This window comes from Microbacterium sp. SLBN-111, assembly GCF_049739645.1.
Taxonomy (GTDB): domain Bacteria; phylum Actinomycetota; class Actinomycetes; order Actinomycetales; family Microbacteriaceae; genus Microbacterium.
Map to the genome: position 1 here is coordinate 2,403,368 of NZ_JBMGQH010000001.1, position 22,049 is coordinate 2,425,416.

18 protein-coding genes, 1 tRNA gene and 1 pseudogene are annotated in these 22,049 nt (G+C 71.1%); 14 read left to right on the forward strand and 6 right to left on the reverse strand.

Annotated features, from left to right (window positions below):
- Positions 1-54: 54 nt before the first annotated feature.
- Both RKD05_RS11130 and RKD05_RS11135 read left to right on the forward strand, forming a co-directional pair.
- A complete protein-coding gene (locus tag RKD05_RS11130) occupies positions 55-426 on the forward strand; it encodes a MerR family transcriptional regulator (protein ID WP_026095764.1) in 372 nt (123 codons plus the stop codon).
- On the forward strand, positions 423-998 hold the full coding sequence (locus RKD05_RS11135) for a GNAT family N-acetyltransferase (RefSeq protein ID WP_424710056.1): 576 nt from the start codon (positions 423-425) through the stop codon (positions 996-998). The genes RKD05_RS11130 and RKD05_RS11135 overlap by 4 nt, the downstream gene beginning before the upstream one ends.
- A 115-nt stretch (positions 999-1,113) precedes the next feature.
- On the opposite strand, the gene RKD05_RS11140 is transcribed toward RKD05_RS11135, so the two are convergent.
- Complete coding sequence (locus tag RKD05_RS11140) at positions 1,114-1,857, reverse strand: FadR/GntR family transcriptional regulator (RefSeq protein WP_424710057.1); 744 nt, start codon at positions 1,855-1,857, stop codon at positions 1,114-1,116.
- 80 nt (positions 1,858-1,937) lie between these two features.
- Here RKD05_RS11140 and RKD05_RS11145 point away from each other — a divergent pair, with 80 nt between their 5' ends.
- The 6 genes from RKD05_RS11145 (at position 1,938) to RKD05_RS11170 (ending at position 6,025) form a co-directional block, all read left to right on the forward strand.
- Positions 1,938-2,828 carry a proline iminopeptidase-family hydrolase gene (locus RKD05_RS11145; protein WP_424710059.1) on the forward strand — a complete coding sequence of 297 codons (891 nt, stop codon included), beginning with the start codon at positions 1,938-1,940 and terminating at the stop codon, positions 2,826-2,828.
- Between the two features lie 76 nt (positions 2,829-2,904).
- Positions 2,905-4,329: an APC family permease gene (locus RKD05_RS11150; protein ID WP_424710061.1), complete on the forward strand. Its 1,425-nt coding sequence runs from the start codon at positions 2,905-2,907 to the stop codon at positions 4,327-4,329.
- Positions 4,326-5,294, forward strand: coding sequence for an acetamidase/formamidase family protein (locus tag RKD05_RS11155; protein ID WP_424710062.1), 969 nt, complete (start codon positions 4,326-4,328; stop codon positions 5,292-5,294). The genes RKD05_RS11150 and RKD05_RS11155 overlap by 4 nt, the downstream gene beginning before the upstream one ends.
- 11 nt (positions 5,295-5,305) lie before the next feature.
- Positions 5,306-5,397: transfer RNA gene (locus tag RKD05_RS11160), tRNA-Ser, on the forward strand.
- A gap of 74 nt (positions 5,398-5,471) precedes the next feature.
- A complete protein-coding gene (locus RKD05_RS11165) occupies positions 5,472-5,756 on the forward strand; it encodes a type II toxin-antitoxin system Phd/YefM family antitoxin (protein ID WP_278102368.1) in 285 nt (94 codons plus the stop codon).
- A complete protein-coding gene (locus tag RKD05_RS11170) occupies positions 5,753-6,025 on the forward strand; it encodes a type II toxin-antitoxin system RelE family toxin (RefSeq protein WP_424710064.1) in 273 nt (90 codons plus the stop codon). The genes RKD05_RS11165 and RKD05_RS11170 overlap by 4 nt, the downstream gene beginning before the upstream one ends.
- Before the next feature lie 81 nt (positions 6,026-6,106).
- Here RKD05_RS11170 and RKD05_RS11175 read toward each other — a convergent pair whose 3' ends face one another.
- From RKD05_RS11175 to RKD05_RS11185, 3 genes are read right to left on the reverse strand one after another with little or no spacing between them, the layout of a single operon-like run.
- A complete protein-coding gene (locus RKD05_RS11175; RefSeq protein WP_424710065.1) occupies positions 6,107-8,413 on the reverse strand; it encodes a transglutaminase TgpA family protein in 2,307 nt (768 codons plus the stop codon).
- Positions 8,400-9,638 (reverse strand): DUF58 domain-containing protein, encoded by a 1,239-nt coding sequence (locus RKD05_RS11180; RefSeq protein ID WP_424710067.1) that lies wholly within the window; start codon positions 9,636-9,638, stop codon positions 8,400-8,402. Before RKD05_RS11180 ends, RKD05_RS11175 begins: the two co-directional genes overlap by 14 nt.
- Positions 9,639-9,645: 7 nt before the next feature.
- Entirely contained in the window at positions 9,646-10,560 is a 915-nt protein-coding gene (locus RKD05_RS11185; protein ID WP_424711820.1) for an AAA family ATPase, read from the reverse strand.
- A gap of 288 nt (positions 10,561-10,848) precedes the next feature.
- On the opposite strand from RKD05_RS11185, the gene RKD05_RS11190 reads away from it, so the two are divergent.
- From RKD05_RS11190 to RKD05_RS11215, 6 genes and pseudogenes are all read left to right on the forward strand, one after another.
- The gene (locus RKD05_RS11190; RefSeq protein ID WP_424710069.1) at positions 10,849-11,757 is read left to right on the forward strand and encodes an ROK family protein; all 909 of its coding nucleotides are present in this window, start codon (positions 10,849-10,851) and stop codon (positions 11,755-11,757) included.
- A 28-nt stretch (positions 11,758-11,785) separates the two neighbouring features.
- The gene (locus RKD05_RS11195) at positions 11,786-13,027 is read left to right on the forward strand and encodes an ROK family transcriptional regulator (RefSeq protein WP_424710071.1); all 1,242 of its coding nucleotides are present in this window, start codon (positions 11,786-11,788) and stop codon (positions 13,025-13,027) included.
- Between the two features lie 165 nt (positions 13,028-13,192).
- Positions 13,193-14,560, forward strand: coding sequence for an extracellular solute-binding protein (locus tag RKD05_RS11200; RefSeq protein ID WP_424710073.1), 1,368 nt, complete (start codon positions 13,193-13,195; stop codon positions 14,558-14,560).
- Positions 14,561-14,564: 4 nt separating this feature from the next.
- Positions 14,565-15,497: a carbohydrate ABC transporter permease gene (locus RKD05_RS11205; RefSeq protein WP_424710075.1), complete on the forward strand. Its 933-nt coding sequence runs from the start codon at positions 14,565-14,567 to the stop codon at positions 15,495-15,497.
- Entirely contained in the window at positions 15,497-16,375 is an 879-nt protein-coding gene (locus RKD05_RS11210; RefSeq protein ID WP_036327259.1) for a carbohydrate ABC transporter permease, read from the forward strand. The genes RKD05_RS11205 and RKD05_RS11210 overlap by 1 nt, the downstream gene beginning before the upstream one ends.
- 28 nt (positions 16,376-16,403) lie before the next feature.
- Positions 16,404-19,426 (forward strand): annotated as a pseudogene (locus tag RKD05_RS11215) (alpha-mannosidase).
- 132 nt (positions 19,427-19,558) lie between these two features.
- Here RKD05_RS11215 and RKD05_RS11220 read toward each other — a convergent pair.
- Entirely contained in the window at positions 19,559-20,053 is a 495-nt protein-coding gene (locus RKD05_RS11220) for a hypothetical protein (RefSeq protein ID WP_424710077.1), read from the reverse strand.
- Between the two features lie 3 nt (positions 20,054-20,056).
- Positions 20,057-22,048, reverse strand: coding sequence for a primary-amine oxidase (locus RKD05_RS11225; RefSeq protein WP_424711822.1), 1,992 nt, complete (start codon positions 22,046-22,048; stop codon positions 20,057-20,059).
- Between the last annotated feature and the right edge of the window lies 1 nt (position 22,049).

The following is a 22,049-nucleotide window of genomic DNA, read 5'->3' on the forward strand; positions in this document are numbered from 1 at the left end:
GAGTGCGACCGTCAAACTCTACCGTAACGTGAGGGTTACGGGATCGGGGATGCCATGGATCACGCCCGACCGATGCAGATCGGCGAGCTCGCGGAGCGGACGGGATTGTCGATCCGCACGCTGCGGCACTACGACGAGATCGGCCTCCTGCGCCCTTCGGCCCGCTCCGAGGGCGGCTTCCGGCTCTACACCGCCGAGGACGAGTCCCGCCTTCTGCTGATCCGCCGGATGAAGCCGCTCGGCTACTCGCTCGAGCAGATGGGGGAGCTGCTCGCCGTCGTCGACGGACTGGACGCCGATCCCGGTGACGCGGCTCTGCGCGCCCGGCTGGACGGCATCCGCGAGGAGGCGATCACGCGGCGCGACGACCTGCGCCGACAGCTCGCCGCCGCCGACGAGTTCCTCGTGCAGTTGGCCGCACGGTGACCGACCACCGCATCGACCTGGTCGGCTTCGGCCTGCGTCTGGCCCCCGCGCACCCCGACGACGCGATCGAGGCGTGGCCCCTCACCGACGCCGATCTGTGGCTCGGAATGACGACGCCGTGGCCCACGACCGTCGAGGAGTACGCCGAACGGGTCGATCAGCAGCGGGCGACGCCCGGCATGTTCGCCTTCACGGTCCGGGATGCCGACACCGGCCGGGTGCGCGGATCCACCACGTTCTACGACCACGTGCCCGCGCAGGGGCGCGTCGAGATCGGGACGACCTGGTACGGGCGGCCGTTCCAGGGCGGTCGCACCAACCCGGCGGCCAAGATGCTGCTGCTGACCCACGCGTTCGAGGCGTGGGGCCTCAACCGCGTGGCGCTCCGCTGCGACGCCCGCAACGATCGCAGCGCCCGCGCCATCCAGCGCCTCGGCGCCGTGCCCGAGGGTCGGCTGCGCCGGCACCGGATCGCCGCGGACGGGACGGTCGGCGACACGCTGTACTTCTCGATCCTGCGCGACGAGTGGCCTCAGGTGCGGGCGGGACTCGAGGCGCGGTTGCGCGCCTGACGCCGAGACCTGAGCTGCGGAGGGGATTCGGCGAGGGGAGGATGCCGCGGCCCCGGACGATCCTCCGCAGGCCGGATCTCCTCCCGTCGCAGGGCGTGCGCGGCGTTCGTCCGCGTCAGTCTCCCGCCGCGGCGGCGGCGCGGCGCCGCGCGAACTCCCGCGCCTCGGCGAACAGCTCGAGGTCGATCTGGACGTGCCGGCGGGCGAGTTCCGCGGCCTCGTCGGGGCTCGAGCGCACGATGGAGGCGACGATCGCGTCGTGCTCGCGACCCGCGCGCGACTCCATGCGCCGGTGGCTCTCGCGGTCGCCCCAGGGGTGCGCGGGGGCCGAGAGCGAGAGGTGCCGCTCGTGGTCGAGGAGGATCTCGCGCAGCGCGCTGTTGTGCGCCGCGTCGATGATCGACAGGTGCAGCAGGCTGTCCGCCCGCTGTTTCGCATCTCCGGAATCCGCCGCGTGGAAGGCCGCGAGATTCTCGTGCATCGCCGAGATATCGGCATCCGTCCGCCGTTCCGCGGCCAGACGCGCGAGCGAGGAGTGCAGGAGCGAGCTCGCGGTGCATGCGTCGACGAGGTCGTCCCAGCGCTCGGCGAACCAGCGGTCGACGCCGACCACGACGGAGGCGGGCCACTCCTCGGCGACGAAGGTGCCGCCGGCCCGGCCCCGACGCTTCTCGATCAGCCCGCGCGCGGACAGATCGTCGAGGGCGGCGCGGACGGTGGTGCGCCCCACCCCGAGGAGCGGGGACAGGTCGCGTTCGGGAGGCAGGCGCGTGCCGGGGAGGAACTCGCCGACCGCGACCGCGGTGATCAGCCGCTCGGTCACGCGCTCCACCAGTGACGCGTCATCGGTCTCGGACATCGGCTCCCCGTCGATTTCTTTCATGTTAAATCCCGAGAAAAGGTTTGCCAACGAACCTTTACTCGGTCCACCATGACTCCATGCAACGCGAGATCACCGTGCCGTTCCACGACGGCTTCACCTGGGCCCGCCTCACCGAGCCCGCCGAGCCCACCGGCCGCGCGCCGCTGTTCGTCCTCCACGGGGGTCCGGGCATGGCCCACGACTACGTCAAGAACCTCGACGCCCTCGCGGACATCACCGGCCGCACCGTCGTGCACTACGACCAGATCGGGTGCGGGCGCAGCTCGCACCACCCCGACGCTCCCGTCGAGCAGTGGGTGCCGCAGTTCTTCGTCGACGAGTTCCACAATCTGCGCGAGGCCCTCGGCTTCGACGAGTACCACGTGCTCGGACAGTCGTGGGGCGGCATGCTCGGCGCCGAGATCGCCGTGCGTCAGCCGGAGGGGCTGCGAAGCCTGGAGATCTGCAACTCGCCGGCATCCATGGAGCTCTGGCTTGCCGGCGCGGCGCGCCTGCGGTCCGAACTGCCCGCCGAAGCCCGGGCCGCCCTCGACCGCCACGAAGCCGAGGGCACCCTCGACCATCCCGACTACCTGGATGCCACCCGCGTCTTCTATGAGCGTCACGTGTGCCGCATCACGCCCATGCCGCAGGACTTCGTCGACAGCGAGCAGCAGATGCTCGCCGACCCGACGGTGTACTTCACCATGAACGGCCCCAACGAGTTCCACGTCGTCGGCACCGGCCGCGACTGGACGATCATCGATCGCCTGCCGCAGGTCGCCGTCCCCACCCTCGTCGTCGCCGGCGAGTTCGACGAGGCGACTCCCGAGACGTGGGCGCCGTTCGTGGAGCACATTCCCGGTGCGCGTTCGCACGTGTTCGCCGGCGCCAGCCACTGCACCCACCTCGAGATGCCCGACGCGTTCCGCGCCGTGATCGCCGAGTTCCTCGCCCCGCTTCCCTGACCCGCCGACCCGCTCCGCCCCACACCCGCTCCGCCCCACACCCGCTACGCTCCACCGTCACCCGAACAGGAGTCCCATGTCCGACACCGCCCCCGAGGCCCAGCAGTCGCTGGAGTCCTTCGGCTACAAGCAGGAGCTCAAGCGCTCCATGTCCACGCTCGACCTGGTCGTCTACGGCCTGGTCTTCATGGTGCCGATCGCCCCGTGGGCGATCTTCGGCGTCGTCTACAACGCCGCCGACGGAATGGTGCCGCTCGTCTACATCACCGGCGTCGTGGCGATGATCTTCACCGCCCTCGCGTACGCGCAGATGTCGAAGGCGTTCCCGATCGCCGGTTCCGTGTTCTCGTACGTCGGGCGCGGCATCCACCCCACCGTCGGCTTCTTCGCCGGCTGGGCGATCCTGCTCGACTACCTGCTCGTCCCCACGCTCCTCTACGTCTTCGCGGCGTCGTCGATGGCCGGCATCTTCCCCGACGTCCCGCAGTGGATCTGGGCGGTGGCGTTCGTGATCATCAACACCGTCATCAACGTGCTCGGCATCGGGTCCATCAAGCTCGCGAACCGCGTGATGCTCGGCATCCAGCTCGCCTTCGTCGTCATCTTCGTCGTGATCGCGATAGTCGCCCTCTCGTCCGGCACGATCCCCGGCGCCGAGTTCTCGATCGCCCCGGTGTGGGATGCCGACAAGGTCAACCCCGCGCTCATCGCGACCGCTCTGTCGATCGCGGTGCTCAGCTTCCTCGGCTTCGACGGCATCTCAACGATGGCGGAGGAGTCCACGGGCGACCGCAAGTCCGGCGGCCGCGCGATGATCATTGCGCTCCTCGTGGTGGCGGTGCTCTTCATCGCCCAGACGTGGTTCGCCAGCGCCCTCGCGGCCGGCACGGTCACGTTCTCGGACGACGACGTCAACAACGCCTTCTTCCTGCTCGTGGCGCAGGCCGCCGGCTCCGGCTGGGCCACCGCGTTCCTCGCCGTGAACGTCGTCGCGGTCGGCATCGCCAACGCCGTGGCCGCGCAGGCGGCGACCTCGCGCCTGCTGTACTCGATGAGCCGCGACCGGCGTCTCCCGGCGTTCCTGTCGAAGGTGAACTCGCGTCAGGTTCCGCTCGCGGCGATCCTCACGGTGAGCGCGATCTCACTCGTGCTCGTGCTGTTCTTCGTCGGGCAGATCGCCGTGATCTCGTCGCTGGTGAACTTCGGCGCGCTCCTCGGCTTCCTCCTGCTGCACGTGTCGGTGGCGGTCTACTACCTGGGCAAGAAGAAGTCGAAGAACTACCTGCTGCACCTCGTCGTGCCGCTCATCGGGTTCCTCATCATCGGCTACGTGCTCCTCAACGCCGACATCACCGCCAAGATCGGCGGCATCCTGTGGCTCGTCGTCGGCGGCATCGTCTACCTCGTCTTCGCCCGCAAGTACGGGGTGACGCCCGTCCCGGCGCCCGAGCACGCCGCCTCGACCGCCGGTGAGGGCGGCGCGGAGGTGACCTCGCGATGACGATCGCGCACCGCCTCGGCAAGGAGCTCGGGCGTCCCGGACACAGCGCCGACTTCCCGCCGGTGCTGCGCATCGCGCCCGGTACGGGGGAGCGCATCGCGTTCCAGACCGACGACGCGGTGTACCGCGAGCTCCACGAGCACGGCGACCTCGCGCGCCTGACCGCGCCGCTGAACCCGGTGACCGGTCCGGTGTACGTCGAGGGCGCCCGGCCCGGCGACGCCCTGGCGGTGACGATCCACGAGATCCGGCTGACCGACACCGGGTGGGCGATGAGCCTGCCCGGTGTCGGGGCGCTGCGCGACCGCATGCCCGACCGGGTCGTGACCCGGCGCATCCCGATCGACGCTGAGGGCGTTCACCTCACGGATGCCGTGACCGTCGCGCCCCGACCGATGGTCGGCTGCATCGGCACGGCGCCCGCGTCCGGCACGGCCAGCACCGTGATGCCCGCCCACGCGATCGGCGGCAACATGGACGTGACCGACATCGCGCCCGGCGCGACCGTGTACCTGCCGGTGGAGGTCGACGGCGCGCTGCTCGCGATCGGCGACGTGCACGCGATCATGGCGCGCGGGGAGTCCTCGTTCGTCGCGATCGAGGCCGAGGGGACCGTGGTCGTGTCCATCGATGTCGTTCCCGGCATGGCGCTGCGCGCGCCCCGCATCGCGACCGCGGAGGAGTGGATCTTCGTCGGCCTCGGCGCCACCGTGCAGGAGAGCGTGCGCCGCGGGTACGAGGACGCGTTCGACGCCTTCATCGAGAGGGGGTGGGATGCCATGGACGCCTACACCGTGATGAGTGCGCTCGCCGACTCCGAGCTCGGCGGTCCCACCGGCGCGGTCGACCCCGACCCGCTGCACCCGTTCGACGCCATCGGCGCGGTGACCCTGCACCGCGTGCCGCGCCCGCTGCTGGATGGCGAGCCGTCGCCCGCGGCGGGGGACGGTGCCGCCGCCGTGTAAGATCGTCTGTTGGAAGTGTGTCCGAGCGGCCTAAGGAGCATGGCTGGAATCCATGTAGGCGGGGTAACTCGCCTCGCAGGTTCAAATCCTGTCACTTCCGCCAGAGATGGGCCTCACCCCGACGGGTGAGGCCCATCGTCGTTCCATGTCGAACCACTGAGCGCTATAATTCTGTACATGACGACCCTCTCGCTAGCCGACGCACGGGCCAATCTCTCGAAGCTGGTCGAGTCGGCGGTATCAACGCACGAGCGTTTCGAAGTGACGAGGAACGGTGATCGTGCGGCGGTTCTGCTGAGCGCAGACGACTATGACTCGCTGCTCGAGACGGTCGACGTCTTGAGCCGTCCGGACGAGGTCGACGCGATCCGGCGAGGGCTTGCCGACCTCGAGGCGGGCGAGATGTTCTCCGCCGCCGAGGTGCGCGCGGCGATGGCCGCGCGTGGTCGCGCCACGGCATGACCGACGGGTACGAGGTCGTCTTCACGCGAACGGCACGTCGCGCGCTCGCTCACGATCTTCCCGAGAAGGTCGCGGCCGCAGCTTTCGAGTTCATCCTCGGCGCGCTCCGAGAGAACCCTCGCCGGGTGGGGAAGCCGCTGCGCGAGCCCCTCGCCCCGCTGTACTCGGCGCGCCGCGGAGAGTACCGCGTCCTCTACCGGATCGTCGACGAACAACTGGTCATCGAGGTCGTCTCGGTCGTGCATCGCCGCGACGCCTACCATCGCTGAAGCGTAATCGACGGGGGGCGACCTCACGTGAGTGTCTTCGTCGCAGGGTGGGGGCCGGCGCTCTCTGAGCGGGACGCCGCGTCAGCCGACCCGCTCGGGCGCCTCGACCGGCGCGGGCTCGCCGCGGAGCAGCAGCGAGCGGGGAAGCACGAGCGCCCGCACGCGACCGGCCGCGCTCGCCCCGGCGCGGAGCCGTGCGCGGATCCGCTCCACCGCGTCGGCCAGCACCGGCCCGCGCGCCGGATCCACGCCGTCCTCGGCGTACACCGCGCGTTCCAGCGCTTCGCGCGCGAGCCCGACGTCGTCGGCATCCACGCCGTGCTCCTCGACGAGCCGCGCGGCGAACGCCCGCGGCGATTCGGCATCGGGGGCACGGATGCCGAGATCCACCGCCTCCGCGCGGATCTCGGCCCAGGCTGCCACCGCGTCGCCCGCGAGGATCCGCGGGGCGCGAGAGTGCCGGCGCCACGCGCGCAGGACACCCGGCGCGGCGGCGAGGAGCAGCAGGATCACGACGCCGATGCCGACGAGGACGGGCACCGCACTCTGTGCGGTCGCGGCGCCGACGCCGGAGGATGTCGCGCCGGGGCCGTCCTGGTCGCCGAGCTGCGGGGCGTCGGTGCGCGTGGCGCCGGGGGTCGCGGCATCCCGTTGCTCGGGGGTGGTCGTGGTGGTGCTCGAGCCCCCGGTCGACCCGGAGGTGAAGCTGGTCGGCACGCCGAGGCTGTTCGTCGGCTCGAACGGGACCCAGCCGATGCCGCGGAAGTACACCTCCGGCCACGCGTGCAGCTGGCTCGACGTGACCGTGTAGTCCGTCTGCCCCTGCTGCTCGACCGAGCCCGACCGTGTGCCGGGCAGGTATCCGACGACGATCCGCGAGGGCATGTCGAGGGTGCGGGCCATCACGGCGAACGCGGACGCGAAGTGGACGCAGTATCCGGTGCGTTCCTGGAGGAACCGGGCCACGGCATCCATTCCCGCTCCGTCGAAACCCGCCTCCACGGGGGCGTCGAGCGAGTAGCGGAACTGGCTGCCGCGGAACCACGACTGCAGCGCGATGAGCTGGTCGTACGGGGTCTGCGCTCCCGCCGTCACCGAGCGCGCGGTGTCGCCGATGATCGCGGGGACGTTGTCCGGCAGCGCTCGCACGGCATCGCCGAGTTCGCTGCCCCCGACCGAACGGGCGCGGATCTGTTCGAGCGTCGGCCGCGGGACGGTCGTGTCGACCTGGTACTCCTGGTTGCGAGACGATCCCGACCGCGACACGATCGTGCGGTTGTCGGGCATGCCGAGCCATTCCCCCTGCAGGCCCGTGACCTTCGTCGCGGGGGAGGGAACGGGCAGCCAGGGGCTGTCGAGTTCGCCGACCTTGATGGTCGTCGTCGTGGTCGAGACGGCGATGTCGCTGTCCACCGGCGGAGGGTCGAACACGGGGGCGTCACCGGGCACCGCGACCGTGTCGCCCGAGTCGGGCTGCCACACCGCGCCGTCGAAACGCGACAACGTGACCGCACGCAGGTAGGGCGCGGAGGGGCCCGTCGTGTTCACGGTGAGGACATCGATGTTGCGCGGCTGACGGAGGTCGTTGCCCAGGTCGAGATTGGGGTTGATCGTCGTGCCGAAGCCGGCGCCCGACCCGGAGGCGAACCGCAGACCGGGCTGGGGGAGGAGCGGCACGGCGACGAGCGTGACCAGCACCGACACGGCGGCGATCCCGATGGCGGTGGCCGACGCGCCCCACACCCGCGGTCCGATCCTGCGCTGAGGACCGCTCGCGCGGGTACGCGAGCGCACGTCCATACGGAGCAGGAAGAGGATCGCGACGGCCAGCGCGAGCACCGCGGGGACGTCGACCGCCGCGGGGATGGCGATCGTCGGGATGAGGGACACCGCGACGAGGCCGACGCCCGCGAGCAGTGGCATCCGCGCGGTCAGGACGACGTGGTCGAGCACGATCGCGAGGCCCGTCACCGCGGCGACCAGGACGAACGACAGGCCCGTGGCGGCGGCGACCGGCGCGATGCCGAGCCGGATCTCCTCCGCGGCTCCCGAGAAGAGCGCGGGGATCGAGGCGAGGGTCGTCGGGGTGGGGATGACCCCGAGCAGCGCGGTGGACCGGGCGAAGATCGCCGTCAGCAGGAGCACCCCGACGACGAGTTCGACGAGCGTGGCCACGAGCGCGGGGAGGCGGGCGAGCCGCACCGCGAGTCCGCTGGCGAGCACCGCCGCGGCGGCCGTGACGGCGCCGACGGTCCAGGCGCCCGGGGCGATCACCGAGAGGACGGGGACGAGCGCTGCGACGATGCCCGCGAAGACGCCGAGCGCGAGCAGGGTGAGGTCGCGTCGACGCCGGACCGGTCGCGCGGCGTTCCCGTCAGCCCCCGACACGAGCATCCTCGGGTCGTGCGGCTTCGTCCCAGGCGCGGGCGACATCGCCGCCGGGGCGCGCCGAGCTCGCGTGCCAGCCGGTGCCCTCGAGCGCGTCGTCGTCGTCGCACACCGTGATGAGCAGCGGAAGCGCCGACCGCTGGGCGGCGGCACGCAGCGGGGGCAAGTCGTCCGGCGCGAGGCGTCCCGTGACGACGACCACCGGGCCGAGCATCGCCGCGACCGACGCGGGGACGATGCGGCGCGACGGCACGTCGATGCGCGCGCGGAGGGAGGCGAAGGATGCCGCGAGCGCCCGGGCCTCGGCATCCTCTCCGCCCGCGACGGGCTCGGCGAGCAGTTCGCCGTCGCTGTCGACGACCTCGACCGTGTACCCCTCGTGCACGAGCCGCGACACCGCGGAGACGCAGACCGACACCGCGGTCTCGAACGCCCGGTCGCCCCCGATGGTCTCGGCCGCGGTCGGCGACCACCGCGAGAGAGCGCGATCGAACACGACCGTCGCCGCGGGGCTCGACTCCTGCTCCTCCTGCCGCACCATCAGCGTGTCGCGGTGGGCGGTCGCCCGCCAGTGGATGCGGCGCATGGAGTCGCCGGGAGCGTACGGGCGGGCGACGAGGTTGTCTGCGCCCTGACCGAGCTGGAGTGCCGCGCTCTGCCGGGTACCGCCCGCCTCGCCGGGGGTCGCGGGAAGCGGGCCGAGTTCCACGACGGTGGGCGCCACGGTGAGCGCGGACGCCCCACCGACGCGGAAGCGACGGCGGACCAGTCCGAAGGGGTCGGTCGTCGTGACGCGGATCGGGCCGATTTCGTAGGTTCCGCGCGCGGCCCCGCGGACCTCGTAGCGGAGGTGCACCGGTGCGCCCGAGCGGCGCAGGGTGGATGCCGAGGCGGGGAAGCCGCCCTCCGCGCGCCCCTCGAGCCCGGGCGGGAGGTCGTCCGACCACCGGCCCGGGAGGGTCGGCAGCGCGCTGTTCATGCGCACCGCGAGCTGCACTTCGGCGAGGCCGCCGACCTCGGGGACCTCGGGGCTCACCGTGCGCACGACCTCGCCGGACGCGCGGACGAGGAGCGCGCTCGCCGCCGCGAACAGCACCAGCGCCAACATCAGCACGCCGAAGTAGAGCAGCTCGGGGATCGCTGCGCGCTCGGCGACGATGAGGGCCACCACCGCGAGGGCGACGGCACCGGTGCCGCGCGGGGTCAGCGGCCAGCGCTCCTTCACGGCGTGCTCACGCTCGCTGGGCCAGTGGGACCCGCACGCTCGCGGCGATCCGCTCGAGGGCGTCCGCCACGACGACGGCGCCGGCCCGGCCGCCCGCCGCCGACCGGTTGGCGATCACGCGATGGGCGAAGACGGGCGCGAGGAGCGCCGTGAGGTCGTCGGGGATCACGTAACCGCGGCCGTCGAGCGCCGCCCGCACCTTGGCCGCGCGGACGAGCTGCAGGGTCGCGCGGGGGCTGGCGCCCAGGCGGATGTCGGGGTGGGAGCGCGTGGCCTGGGCGAGCGCGACCGCGTACTCCTCCAGTGCGGGGGCGACGTGGACGCCCCGCGCCCAGGCGATCATCGCGGTGACCTGCGGCGCCGAGACGACGGGGGTGAGGGAATCGAGCGGGTTGACGGTGTCGCGCTGGCGGAGCATGAGCGTCTCGGCCGCGGCATCCGGATACCCCATGGAGATCCGCAGGAGGAAGCGGTCGCGTTGCGCCTCGGGGAGCGCGTACGTCCCCTCCATCTCGAGCGGATTCTGCGTCGCGACGACCAGGAAGGGGGAGGGGAGCACGTGGGTGCGGCCGTCGACGGTGACCTGGCGTTCCTCCATCGCCTCGAGCAGCGACGACTGCGTCTTGGGGGACGAGCGGTTGATCTCGTCGGCGATGACGATGTGCGCGAAGACCGCGCCCGGCGTGAACTCGAACCGACGCTCGACGGGGTTGAACACCGACACGCCGGTGATGTCGCCGGGCAGCAGATCGGGCGTGAACTGGATGCGACGCACGTCGGCGTCCACCGTCGCGGCCAGGGCGCGCGCGAGCATCGTCTTGCCGACGCCGGGAACGTCCTCGATCAGCAGGTGACCCTCGGCGAGCAGCGCGATGAGGGCGCTGCGCACGGCATCCGGCTTCCCGTCGATCACCCGCGACATCGACGCGAGGATGCGCTCGGCGAGCCGCGCGAAACCGTCCGCATCCAGGGGTTCCTCGACCTGGGCGCCCACGGGCTTCAGATCGGGGCGGCGCAGCCGCGGGGCCGCCTCGGGCGTCACCGTCTCGTCCATGGCATCCCTCGTGTCGCATCGCGGCGGAGGAGCGTTTCGGGCCGCCGTGACCTGATCGTAACCTGCGGGAACACGCTGCGGGTCGGAATACGGCACCTGCTCAGGTGCGCGACGGCCCTAGGATCGGGCATCGTTGCCCGACCCGAGGAGAACGACATGACCGAAGCCGCCGCCGTGCTCGCCGTCGACATCGGTGGGACGAAGGTGGATGCCGCCGTCGTCACCGCCGCGGGCGAGGTCGTTCGCGCGAGCGTCGCCCGGCGTCCGACCGGTCGGGAGAACAGTCGCGAGATCATCGCGGGCAACATCCGCGCCGCCGCCGAGGAGGCGCTCTCCGCCGTCCCCGACGTGCGCGTCGGCGCGATCGGTGTCGGCAGCGCCGGTCCGGTGGACCTCCCCGCGCGGTCGGTTTCGCCACTCAATCTTCCGCAGGTCGAGGGTCTCGCGATCGACCAGGTCCTCGGCGGTCTGGTCGACGGACCTCTCACCCTCGCGCTCGACGGCACCTGCATCGCGCTGGCCGAGCACTGGCGCGGTGCCCTCGTCGGCACGACGAACGCGATGGCGATCGTGGTGTCCACGGGCGTGGGCGGGGGCCTCGTGATGGACGGCCGCCCGGTCACCGGCTCCACGGGCAACGCCGGGCACCTCGGGCAGACGTTCGTCCGCACGATCGAGGGCGACCCCGCGGCCGCGACGCTGGAGGCCGTGGCCGCCGGTCCCGGTTCGGTGGCGTGGGCACGATCCCGTGGGTGGGCCGGCGAGACCGGGCTCGACCTGGCGGCGTCCTACCGCGAGGGCGACGAGATCGCCGTCGCCGCCGTGCGCCGCTCGGCCGCCGCCGTCGGGCAGGCGATCGCCGCCGCCGCGACGCTCTGCGACCTCGAGGCCGTCGCTGTCGCGGGTGGTTTCGCGAGAGTCGCCGACGACTACGTCGACCTGGTGGCCGCCGCAGCGCACGATGCGGCCCTGCACGCGTATGCGCGTCGGTGCCGCGTCGTTCCGTCCGGACTCGACGGCGATGGCCCGCTGCTGGGAGCCGCAGCGCTCGCGCTCGGCGCGTGACACCCGCGGACGACGGTACGGTTACCGCATGACGATGGGGCAGGACGGGGGATCGCGGCGTCGCGGCTCGAACCTGCCCGCGGTCGGCACCTACAACCAGGTGCTCGTCCTGGACCTCATCCGGCGCGCCCCGGACGGCATCAGTCGGAGCGAGCTGGCCGAGCGGACCGGATTGGCGCCGCAGACGTTGACGAATCTGACCCGGCGTCTCGCGGTCGAGGGGCTCATCGCCGAGGCGGGGAAGGTCATCGCCGGTCCCGGCAAGCCGCGGACCCTGCTGGCGCTGAACCCCGAGTCGCGGTTCGCGGTCGGCGTGCACCTCGACCCCTTCGTCGACAAGCTCGTCGTTCTCGACCTGGCGGGGAAGGTCGTCGCGCGGGCGGAGCACACGCCGCTCACGGCCGCACCCGGACCCGTGATGACCGCGTCGCTGGCCGACGCCGTCAACGACCTGCTCGCCACGTCCGGTGTGCCGCGCGATCGGCTGCTGGGTATCGGCGTCGCCGCGCCCGGACCGTTCGATCCGCGCGACGGGCGCCTGCTGAACCCGCCGCTGCTGCCCGCGTGGCACAACGTCCCGCTCCGCGATCAGCTCCACACCGCCACGGACCTGCCCGTCGTCCTCGAGAAGGACGTCGTCGCGGCGATCGTGGGGGAGATGTGGTTCGACCGCCGCGACAGCGTGTCGAACGCGATGTTCCTGTACTACGGCGCCGGCGTCGGCATCGGTCTCGCGGTGGAGGGCTCGCCGGTCCGGGGCCTCACCGGGAACGCGGGGAACATCGCGCACATGATCGTCGACCCCACGGGGCCGGTGTGCGCGTGCGGTGCGCGCGGGTGCCTCGGCGTGGCGATCGAGCCCGAAGTGCTGCTCCGCGCCGCCGGGATCGATCCCGCTCCGTACTCCGCGGGTTCGGGCCTCCCCGGGGCGCTGCGCGATCTCGCCGAGCGCGCCCGAGCGGGGGATGAGCGGGCGCGCAGCGTGGTCGAGACCGCGGCGCAGCGGATGGCGAGGGCGGTGGTCGAGGTGAACAATCTCCTCGACCTGGACACCGTCGTCGTGGGCGGGGTGGCGTGGTCCGCGCTGTCCGACGTCCTGCGCGTTCCGCTGGTGGAGGGCCTCGCGTCCTCCCGCGCGTCGACGGCGACGCTGCCTGTGACGCTGCAGGACTCTCTCCTGGGCACGGATGTGGCTGCCGTCGGTGCGGCCTGCCTGATCCTGGACGAGTCGTTCACGGCCCGACCGGCCGACCTCATGATCACCGCCTGAGCTCCGCCGCGGGCAGCGCTGGGCCCCGAACGCGGGTGCGGACCGGGGCACGGGAAGGCATCCGAGCAGGCACCGATATTCGTGCTTGCCGTATTTACTCTGTTTGATAGAGTAAACGCGGTTCGACCCCGAAGGGGGAGTCGGCGACCTAGCAAAGGAGCAGGAATGCGAATCAGAGCCCTCGGCGTGATCGGCGTTGTCGGGATCGTCGGTGCGAGTCTGGCCGGATGCAGCGCGGGAGGCTCGTCCGCCGCCCCCGCGACCGAATCCGGCGAACGCACGATCACCGTGGCGTACCAGAAGACCTCGGCCTTCCATCAGCTCGACGATCTCTTCCAGAAGGTCAAGCCGGAGTTCGAGGCCGCCAACCCGGGCGTCACTGTCAAGCTCCAGCCCATCGAGTCCGAGAACGACTACTTCACCAAGCTCGCTCTCATGAACGGCTCGCCCGACACGGCGCCCGACGTGATGTACGAAGACAGCTTCCAGATCCGCTCCGACGCGGCGGCCGGCTACCTTCTCCCGCTCGACGACTACGTCAACGGCTGGGCCGACTGGAGCCAGTTCTACGACGCGGCCAAGCAGGCCGGCTACGGCGACGACGGCAAGACCTACGGCGTGTCCATGGGAACCGACACGCGCGCCATCTACTTCAACAAGCAGATCTTCGCCGCCGCCGGCCTCCCCGCCGACTGGCAGCCCAAGACCTGGAACGACATCATCTCCGCCGCGCAGAAGATCAAGGCGGCCGAGCCGGATGTCATCCCGCTCAACATCTACGGCGGCAAGGCCGCCGCGGAGCAGACCTCGATGCAGGGTCTGGAGATGCTGCTCTACGGCACCGGCTCGACGCTCTACAACACCGACAGCCAGAAGTGGGTCACCGGGTCGGCCGGCATGACCGACGCGCTGAAGTTCTACAAGGACATCTACGCCGACGGGGTGGCCACGCCGCTCGATCTGGCGCTGGACTCCACGATCGGCAGCCGGGTCTCCACCGAACTGCTGCCCCAGGGCAAGCTCGCGATGGCCATCGACGGCTCGTGGCTGCCGGGCGGCTGGAGCGAGGGCAAGAACGCGTGGCCCGCGTGGGAGACCACCATCGGGCTGGCGAAGATGCCGACGCAGGACGGCGGCGACCCCGGCTTCACGTCGATGTCCGGCGGCTGGACCCTCGCCGTCGGTGCCCAGAGCAAGCACCCCCGCACCGCGTTCGACTTCGTCGCGATGGCGCTCAACCAGGAGAACACGCTCAAGTACGACACGGAGAACAGCCAAATCGCCGTGCGCAAGGACGTGGCGACCTCCGACGCCTACCTGAGCTACAACCCCACGTTCTCGTTCTTCTCCGACCTGGTGCAGTACACGCACTTCCGCCCCACGACGCCGGACTACTCGCAGATCTCCAGCGCCCTTCAGGCCGCGACGGAATCCGTGATCACCGGCCAGGCCACCCCCGAGGACGCGGCGGCGACGTACGACGACGCGGTGACGAAGATCGTCGGCAAGAACGCCGTGGAGCAGGGCAACTGATCCGATGACGACGACGTCTCCGGTTCGCCTCCTCCCCGCCCCGACCGGGGCGGGGAGGAGGCGGGCCTCCGCCCTGCGGTCGCTCGGCCGCTCCACGCCGCTTCTGCCGGCGCTGGTGCTCCTGGCGATCTTCCTCCTCGGCCCGATCATCTACGCGATCTGGGGATCGCTCACAAACACCGCCCTCACCGGGTACAAGGCGGCGAAACCGCAGTTCATCGGCCTCGACAACTACGCCGCACTGATCGGCGACAAGGACTTCTGGACAGCGGTCCTGCTGACCGTCGCGTTCGTGTTCTTCTCGGCGATCGTCGGTCAGAACGTACTGGGCCTGGCCCTGGCCGTGCTGATGCGGTCGTCGTCGAAGCCCGTGGCCACGATCGTGGGTGCCCTCGTCGTCGTGGCCTGGGTGCTCCCGGAGATCGTCGCCGCGTTCGCGCTGTACGCCTTCTTCTCCGCGGACGGCACCGTGAACGCCGCGCTGCAGGCCGTGGGGCTCGCACCGGTGAGCTGGCTCATCCAGTACCCGATGCTCGCGGTCATCCTCGCCAACGTGTGGCGCGGCACCGCGTTCTCGATGCAGGTCTACAGCGCCGCTCTGGCCGAGGTCCCCCAAGAGGTGTCCGAAGCCGCACAGCTGGACGGCGCCAATTCCGTCCAGCGCTTCTTCCTCGTCACGCTGCCGATGATCCGTCGTTCCATCTCGACCAACCTCATGCTCATCACGCTGCAGACGCTCGGCACCTTCGGCCTCATCTGGGTGATGACCGGCGGCGGTCCTGGCATCCAGAGCACGACTCTGCCGGTCCTGGCGTATCAGCAGGCGTTCCAGTTCGCGCAGGTCGGGTACGGCACCGCGATCGCGACGGTGACTCTCGTCCTGGGTGCGGTGTTCGCCGTCCTCTACATCAAGATCCTGAAGCCGGAGGTGGAGTGATGACCGCCGTGTCCCTTCCGACCCGACGTCCGCGGGTGCGTCCCTCGGTGGCCTCGCCCACGCGCCGCGGAGCCCGCTGGGTGTCCGACATCGTGCTCGTCCTCATCGGCGTGTCCTTCCTCGTGCCCATCGCGTGGATCGTGTTCTCGGCGGTGGACACCAACGCCACGGTCTCGATCTCGTTGCCCGAGGGGCTGACCCTGCAGAACTTCCTCGACGTCGCTTCGCCGTCGCAGACCCTGCTTCCGCTGTGGAACTCCACCCTGATCTCCCTCGGCACGGCGGTCCTCACCGTCGTGGTGGGAGTGCTGGCGGCCTACCCGCTCTCGCGATTCCGCCTGCGGTTCCAGCGGGGGTTCATGTACGGGGTCCTCTTCGGGTCGTGCCTGCCGATCACGGCGATGATGGTGCCCGTCTACGCCCTCTTCGTCCAGACGAAGCTGCTGGACTCGCTGCCCGGGGTCATCCTCTTCATGGCGGCCACGTCGCTGCCGATGGCGATCTGGATGCTGAAGAACTTCATGGACTCCGTGCCGGTCTCCCTCGAGGAAGCCGCCTGGGTCGACGGCGCGTCGTCGATGCGGGCGCTCACCCAGATCATCCTGCCGCTCATGCGGCCCGGGATCGGCGTGGTGTTCATCTTCGTGTTCACGCAAGCGTGGGGGAACTTCTTCGTCCCCTTCGTGCTGCTGTTCAGCCCCGAGAAGATGCCCGCCTCGGTGGCCATCTTCACCTTCTTCGGCAGCCACGGTGCCGTCGCGTACGGCCAGCTCGCGGCCTTCGCGATCATCTACTCCGCTCCGATCCTGCTCCTGTACTTGATCACCCAGCGGCTGACCGGGAGCTCGTTCGCGCTCGCCGGAGCCGTCAAGGGCTGACCCGTCCCCCCCCAACAAGGAAAATCACATGCACGACCGCACCCCGCTGATCGAGATGCGCATCGACCGCTTCGTCCGCGAGCGCCTCGTCCCCGCCGTCTACCGCACCCGCCACCCCCTCACCGTCACCGCCTGGGAGGCGCCGGGGGAGCCGGTGCCGTTCGCCGAGGCGGCGGCGGCCGACTATCGACCGTTCGCCGTCGGCACCCCGTGGGGCCGGGCGTGGGGGACCACCCTGGTTCGCCGTCCGGGGCGAGGTCCCGGCCGCGTGGCGCGACGCCGACGGTGCGCTCCCCGCCGGAACCATCGCCGAGCTCGTCATCGACCTGGGTTTCACCGCCGGGCAGAGCGGCTTCCAGTGCGAGGCGCTGGTGTGGAACCGTGACGGCGCTCCGATCAAGGGCGTCTCTCCGTTCAACAACGCCACGCCCGCGGCCCTGGACGCCGACGGTCGCGTCGACGTCCTCGTCGAGGCCGCCTCCAACCCCGACGTCGGGAGCCTGTTCACGTTCGAACCCACCCACCTGGGCGACCCCGCGACCGCGGGCGATGCGCCTCTGTACACGCTCCGCGACATGTCCATCGGTCTGCGCGACCTCGCGGTGTGGGAGCTGCTGCAGGACTTCCGGCTCCTCCGCGGTCTCGTCGACGAGCTCGACGCGACCTCCGCGCGTCGCGCGACCCTGCTGGAGGGGATGGATGCCGCGATCGACGCGGTCGATCCGCACGACGTGTCCGGCACGGCCCAGGTCGGTCGCGACGTGCTCGCTCCGCTGCTCGCCGCGCCCGCGGCATCCAGTGCCCACATCCTCCACGCGGTGGGGCACGCGCACATCGATTCGGCCTGGCTGTGGCCGGTGCGGGAGACGGCGCGGAAGGTCTCGCGCACGTTCTCGAACGTCCTGTCGCTCATGGACGAGGACCCCGGGTTCGTCTTCGCGAGCTCGTCGGCCCAGCAGTTCGCGTGGATGAAGCAGCACTATCCGGCGCTGTGGGAGCGGCTGAAGGAGCGCGTCGCCGAGGGCCGGTTCGTGCCCGTGGGAGGCATGTGGGTCGAGTCCGACACCAACATGGTCGGCGGCGAGGCGATGGCCCGCCAGTTCCTGGAGGGCAAGACGTTCTTCCAGGAGGAGTTCGGCATCGACACCGAGGAGGTGTGGCTGCCCGACTCGTTCGGCTACAGCGGTGCGCTGCCGCAGATCATGCGGGCGGCGGGCGCGCGGTGGTTCCTCACGCAGAAGATCTCGTGGAACGAGACCAACCGCATCCCGCACCACACCTTCCGCTGGGAGGGCATCGACGGGTCGCGGATCTTCACCCATTTCCCGCCGGTCGACAAGTACAACTCCGAGGTCACGGCGGCCGACCTCGCGCACGCCGAACGCAACTTCGCCGACAAGGGCCGCGCGCGCACCTCGCTCCTGCCGTACGGCTTCGGCGACGGCGGCGGCGGACCCACCCGCGAGATGACCGCGACGATCGCGCGCGCACACTCCCTGGAGGGAGCGCCGATCGTGAAGCACTCCACCCCGCGGGAGTTCTTCGAGACCGCCGAGGCCGAGTACGCCGACCCCGCCGTGTGGGCGGGCGAGCTGTACCTCGAGTTCCACCGCGGCACCTACACCAGCCAACTGCGCACCAAGCAGGGAAACCGTCGCAGCGAGCACCTGCTGCGCGAAGCGGAGCTGTGGGCCGCGACCGCGGCCGTGCGCACGGGCGCGGAGTATCCCGCGGCCGCGTTCCGGCGGCTGTGGCAGCTGGTGCTGCTGCAGCAGTTCCACGACATCCTGCCCGGCACCTCGATCGCCTGGGTGCACCGGGATGCCGAGCGCAACTACGCCGCGATCGCCGCCGAGCTCGAGCGGATCATCGCCGACAGCCTCCGCGCGGTCGCGGGGGAGGGTGACCGCGTGCTCGCGGTGAACGCCGCTCCGCACGCCCGCACGGGCGTTCCCGCCCTCGGGATCGCGACGGCGTCGGAGGTCCGCGACGTCGCGCCCCGCGCCGAGGGCGAGGGCTACGTGCTGGACAACGGCGTCGTCCACGCCGTGATCGACGACCGGGGTCTCCTCATCTCGCTGGTCGAGGTGGCATCCGGTCGCGAGGTCGTCCCGGAGGGGCAGGCGGCGGGTCTGTTCCAGCTGTTCCGCGACACGCCGACCCAGTGGGACGCGTGGGACATCGACGAGACCTACCGCCGGCACGTCACCCCGCTGGACTCCGCCGCAGCGGTGGCGCATCGACGGTGACGCGGTCGTCGTCGAGCGGACCTTCGGCGACTCGCGCCTGGTCACCCGGATCGCGCTCGCCGCGGGCTCGCGCACGGTGCGGCTGTCGATCGACGTCGACTGGCATGAGCAGCAGAAGCTGCTGAAGCTCGCGGTGCCCGTGGACGTCCACACCGACCGCGCGGCATCCGAGATCCAGTTCGGGCACATCACGCGTCCGACCCACACGAACACCTCGTGGGATGCCGCCCGCTTCGAGACCGCGGCCCACCGCTGGGTGCGCGTCGCCGAGCCGGAGTTCGGCGTCGCCGTGACGAACGACTCGACGTACGGTCACGACATCACCCGGCACGAGCGCGGCGCGGGCGGGACGTTCTCCCTCGTGCGGCTGTCGATCATCCGCGGCGCGATGTTCCCCGATCCGCAGCAGGACCAGGGCGAGCACCACCTCGAGGTGGGCATCGTCGTGGGAGCGGACGTCGCCGACGCGGTGACGGAGGGGTATCGGACCAACCTGCCCCTCCGTGTGATCGAGGGGGCTGGAGACGTCGCGCCGCTGGTCGCGCTCGATCGCGACGGCATCGTCGTGGAGGCGGTCAAGCTCGCGCACGACGGCTCCGGCGACGTGATCGTGCGGCTCTACGAGGCGCTCGGTCAGCGGCAGGCCGCGACACTCCGGGCCGGTTTCGAGGTCACGGCCGTGGTCGAGACCGACCTGCTCGAGCGGGAGGTCGACGCCGCCGCGGTGTCGAGCGTGGCGGGCGGCGCGGTGGAGCTCGAGCTGCGTCCGTTCCAGCTGGTGACGCTGCGCCTGAAGCGCTGACCGCGGTCCCGGATGCCGTGACCGGGGGAGGGCGAGGGACGAGCGGAGGGCGGATTCAACGGATTCGCCCTCCCGCCGTCCCTCGCCCTCCGCTCGTCACGGCGTGCCCGGTCGCGGCGCCGAGGTTCCCGGTCACACCGCCGCGACGGCCATGAGAGCGACGGATGCCACCATGGCACCGATCTGCGCCCGGTCGAGTCGCGCCGGCATCCGGCGCATCGCGGTGAGCGACAGCAGGCCGTAGCCGACCGCCACCGCGGCGAGCACGGGTGCCAGGGAGAGACCGTGGGCGTGTTCCGAGGCCGTCGCGTGTCCGCCCATCGCGATCTGCAGACCGGCCATGACGACCATGCCGAGCGTCGTGTGCAGCGTCATCAGGGCGGGTACCTGCGGGGCACGGCGTTGGCGCGGACGGCGCCAGATCGCCAGACCCAGCGCCGCCGCCAGCAGCAGCGCCGTCCAGTACACCGGCGGAACCACCCCGAACAGCCCGGCATCCAGCATGGCCAGGAGCATGAGCACGGATGCCACGACCTCGGGCGGCCGCACCCGCGCGCGATCGGCGGCGAGACAGCACGTTCCGATCGCGGCGGGGGCGACCGCCCACAGGTGAAGGGTTTCGCTCATCGATCAGTGGTGGTGGCCGCCGTCGTGCCCGTGGTGGTCGTGCCCGTGGGCGCCCGCCGTCGGTGCGCAGTGCGTGCTCTCCGGCGCCGGGACGTTCAGCACGGGGTTGCGCTCGAAGAAGTTGTACGGCTTGAGCGTGAACTTGGCGTAGTCCATGGGCATCACGGGCCAGTCCTCGTTGCGCGGGAAGTGCGTGAGGCCGAACGTGTGCCACAGCACGACGTCCTCACCCACGAGCGGCTCGTCGCCGGCGATGAAGTCCGGGATGCCGGCTCCGCCCGGGTGCTGGTTCACGAAGTCGCCCGCGGCGTACCGCTCGGCCGGGTCGTACTTCGTGACGAAGAGGTTCTTGGTCGCGAAGGCCGCGCGGGCGGCGATCGACGAGGCCTCGTCCGCCAGGAGGACCGGCGTCTCCGTCGGGAACAGGACGTACGACGTCGCCTGCCCGCGCTCGGTGGTCTTCTCGGTCGAGGCGATCTGCCACACGCGGTTGACCGCGCCGTCGGCGACGCGTCCCGACACCTTCTCGGAGGCGATCGGCGTCACCTTCTTGGTGAACGCGTTGCCGGCCGGGTTGGTCGCCGAGATCGGCAGGCGCACGGCGTCGATCTCGTTGACGACGTTCGCGACGCCGTCCACGGTCATGTCGAGCCGGGCCGAGAACAGGTGCTGGTGGTACGGCGCGCCCAGGCCCGGCGCGACCTCGGACGCGAACGGGTAGCCCTCGCCCGGGTAGGCGGAGGTGAACAGGATGCCGGTGAGCTTGGCCTCGCATTCGATGGTGCCGTCGAGGTAGAGGTACCAGTAGAAGCCGTAGTCGTAGTTGCCGACGGTGGTGAAGAACGAGATCACGAGCCGGCGGGCGCGGCGGACCTCGCTCGACCCCGTGAAGAGGTCGGTGTGCTTCCACAGGGAGCCGAAGTCCTCCTCGTGCATGCACACGGCGTTGCGGATGGTCCGCGGCATCCCGTTCTCGTCGGAGAGGATGGCATCCACGTAGGTGATGTCGCCGACGCAGTCGCAGCCGAGTTCGAGCTCGTTCGTGTACCGGCCGAACAGGTACTCGCCGGTGTCGAAGTAGTTCTGCCAGAAGCGGTTCGGCGCGGGGTCGGCGTACGGGACGACCATCTCACTGATGGACCCGCGGTACATCACCGGGCGACCGGCGAACGACAGCTGCCGGAGGATGAGCCCCTCGCGGGTGTCGAAGCCGATGCGGAGGTCCCACTCGCCCCACGTGACGCGCTCGTCCTCGACCGTGAAGCTCGACCCCTCGGGCTGCGTGATGACGATGGGCTTCAGCCCCTCCAGGGGAGGACCCTGAAGTTCGGGGTCGTCGAAGTTGCCGTGGGTCTCCGGCACCGTGAAGCCGGGGGTGTCGATGATCTCGATCACCTGGCGCGCGGCGACGTCGATGTAGGCCGTGAGGCCGTCGACGGGGTGCGCCCACGGGTGGTCGGCGGGGTGGTCCTGGCGGAACGCGAAGGTGCGCAGGATGCGACGGCCCACCTCGTTCTCGTATCCGTAGTGACCGGCAGACAGCGGGACGAGCACCACCTGCTCGGGGGACAGCCCCCGCGCCTGGAGCGCGGCGACCCACGCCGCGCTCTCGTTGGCGATGACGGCCACCTCTTCGAACTCGGCATCCAGGATCGGGAGCTGTCCTTCCGTACCGTCGAGTTCGGTGGAACGCAGCACCGCGCCGGTGGCGAGCGACACGACGAGGTCGAGGGAGTGCGCGGTGCGCAGGTTCAGCAGCTGCACGCGGGCACGGCGCTCGGGCGCGGGCGCTTCACCCCGCTCCCACGCGAGGACCTCGCCCTTCGGCGCCTCTTCGAGGCCGACGTAGGCGAAGCGGGTCGCCTCGTCGACGCCGTCGAGGCCCGCGACGATCGTGCGGACGGCGGTGATCTCGGCGGGGGTCAGCGAGCCGAGCGGGTGGGCGGGCGCCGCGGGGGCGGTGAAGTCGGAGACGGTGGGATCGGTGAGGGTCATG

Bases quoted from the DNA above. Each gene is read 5' to 3' on its own strand.
- RKD05_RS11130 (WP_026095764.1), top strand. From the start codon at position 55: ATGGATCACGCCCGACCGATGCAGATCGGCGAGCTCGCGGAGCGGACG.
- RKD05_RS11140 (WP_424710057.1), bottom strand. From the start codon at position 1,857: ATGTCCGAGACCGATGACGCGTCACTGGTGGAGCGCGTGACCGAGCGG.
- RKD05_RS11145 (WP_424710059.1), top strand. From the start codon at position 1,938: ATGCAACGCGAGATCACCGTGCCGTTCCACGACGGCTTCACCTGGGCC.
- RKD05_RS11150 (WP_424710061.1), top strand. From the start codon at position 2,905: ATGTCCGACACCGCCCCCGAGGCCCAGCAGTCGCTGGAGTCCTTCGGC.
- RKD05_RS11155 (WP_424710062.1), top strand. From the start codon at position 4,326: ATGACGATCGCGCACCGCCTCGGCAAGGAGCTCGGGCGTCCCGGACAC.
- RKD05_RS11165 (WP_278102368.1), top strand. From the start codon at position 5,472: ATGACGACCCTCTCGCTAGCCGACGCACGGGCCAATCTCTCGAAGCTG.
- RKD05_RS11170 (WP_424710064.1), top strand. From the start codon at position 5,753: ATGACCGACGGGTACGAGGTCGTCTTCACGCGAACGGCACGTCGCGCG.
- RKD05_RS11185 (WP_424711820.1), bottom strand. From the start codon at position 10,560: ATGTCGCGGGTGATCGACGGGAAGCCGGATGCCGTGCGCAGCGCCCTC.
- RKD05_RS11190 (WP_424710069.1), top strand. From the start codon at position 10,849: ATGACCGAAGCCGCCGCCGTGCTCGCCGTCGACATCGGTGGGACGAAG.
- RKD05_RS11195 (WP_424710071.1), top strand. From the start codon at position 11,786: ATGACGATGGGGCAGGACGGGGGATCGCGGCGTCGCGGCTCGAACCTG.
- RKD05_RS11200 (WP_424710073.1), top strand. From the start codon at position 13,193: ATGCGAATCAGAGCCCTCGGCGTGATCGGCGTTGTCGGGATCGTCGGT.
- RKD05_RS11205 (WP_424710075.1), top strand. From the start codon at position 14,565: ATGACGACGACGTCTCCGGTTCGCCTCCTCCCCGCCCCGACCGGGGCG.
- RKD05_RS11210 (WP_036327259.1), top strand. From the start codon at position 15,497: ATGACCGCCGTGTCCCTTCCGACCCGACGTCCGCGGGTGCGTCCCTCG.
- RKD05_RS11220 (WP_424710077.1), bottom strand. From the start codon at position 20,053: ATGAGCGAAACCCTTCACCTGTGGGCGGTCGCCCCCGCCGCGATCGGA.
- RKD05_RS11225 (WP_424711822.1), bottom strand. From the start codon at position 22,048: ATGACCCTCACCGATCCCACCGTCTCCGACTTCACCGCCCCCGCGGCG.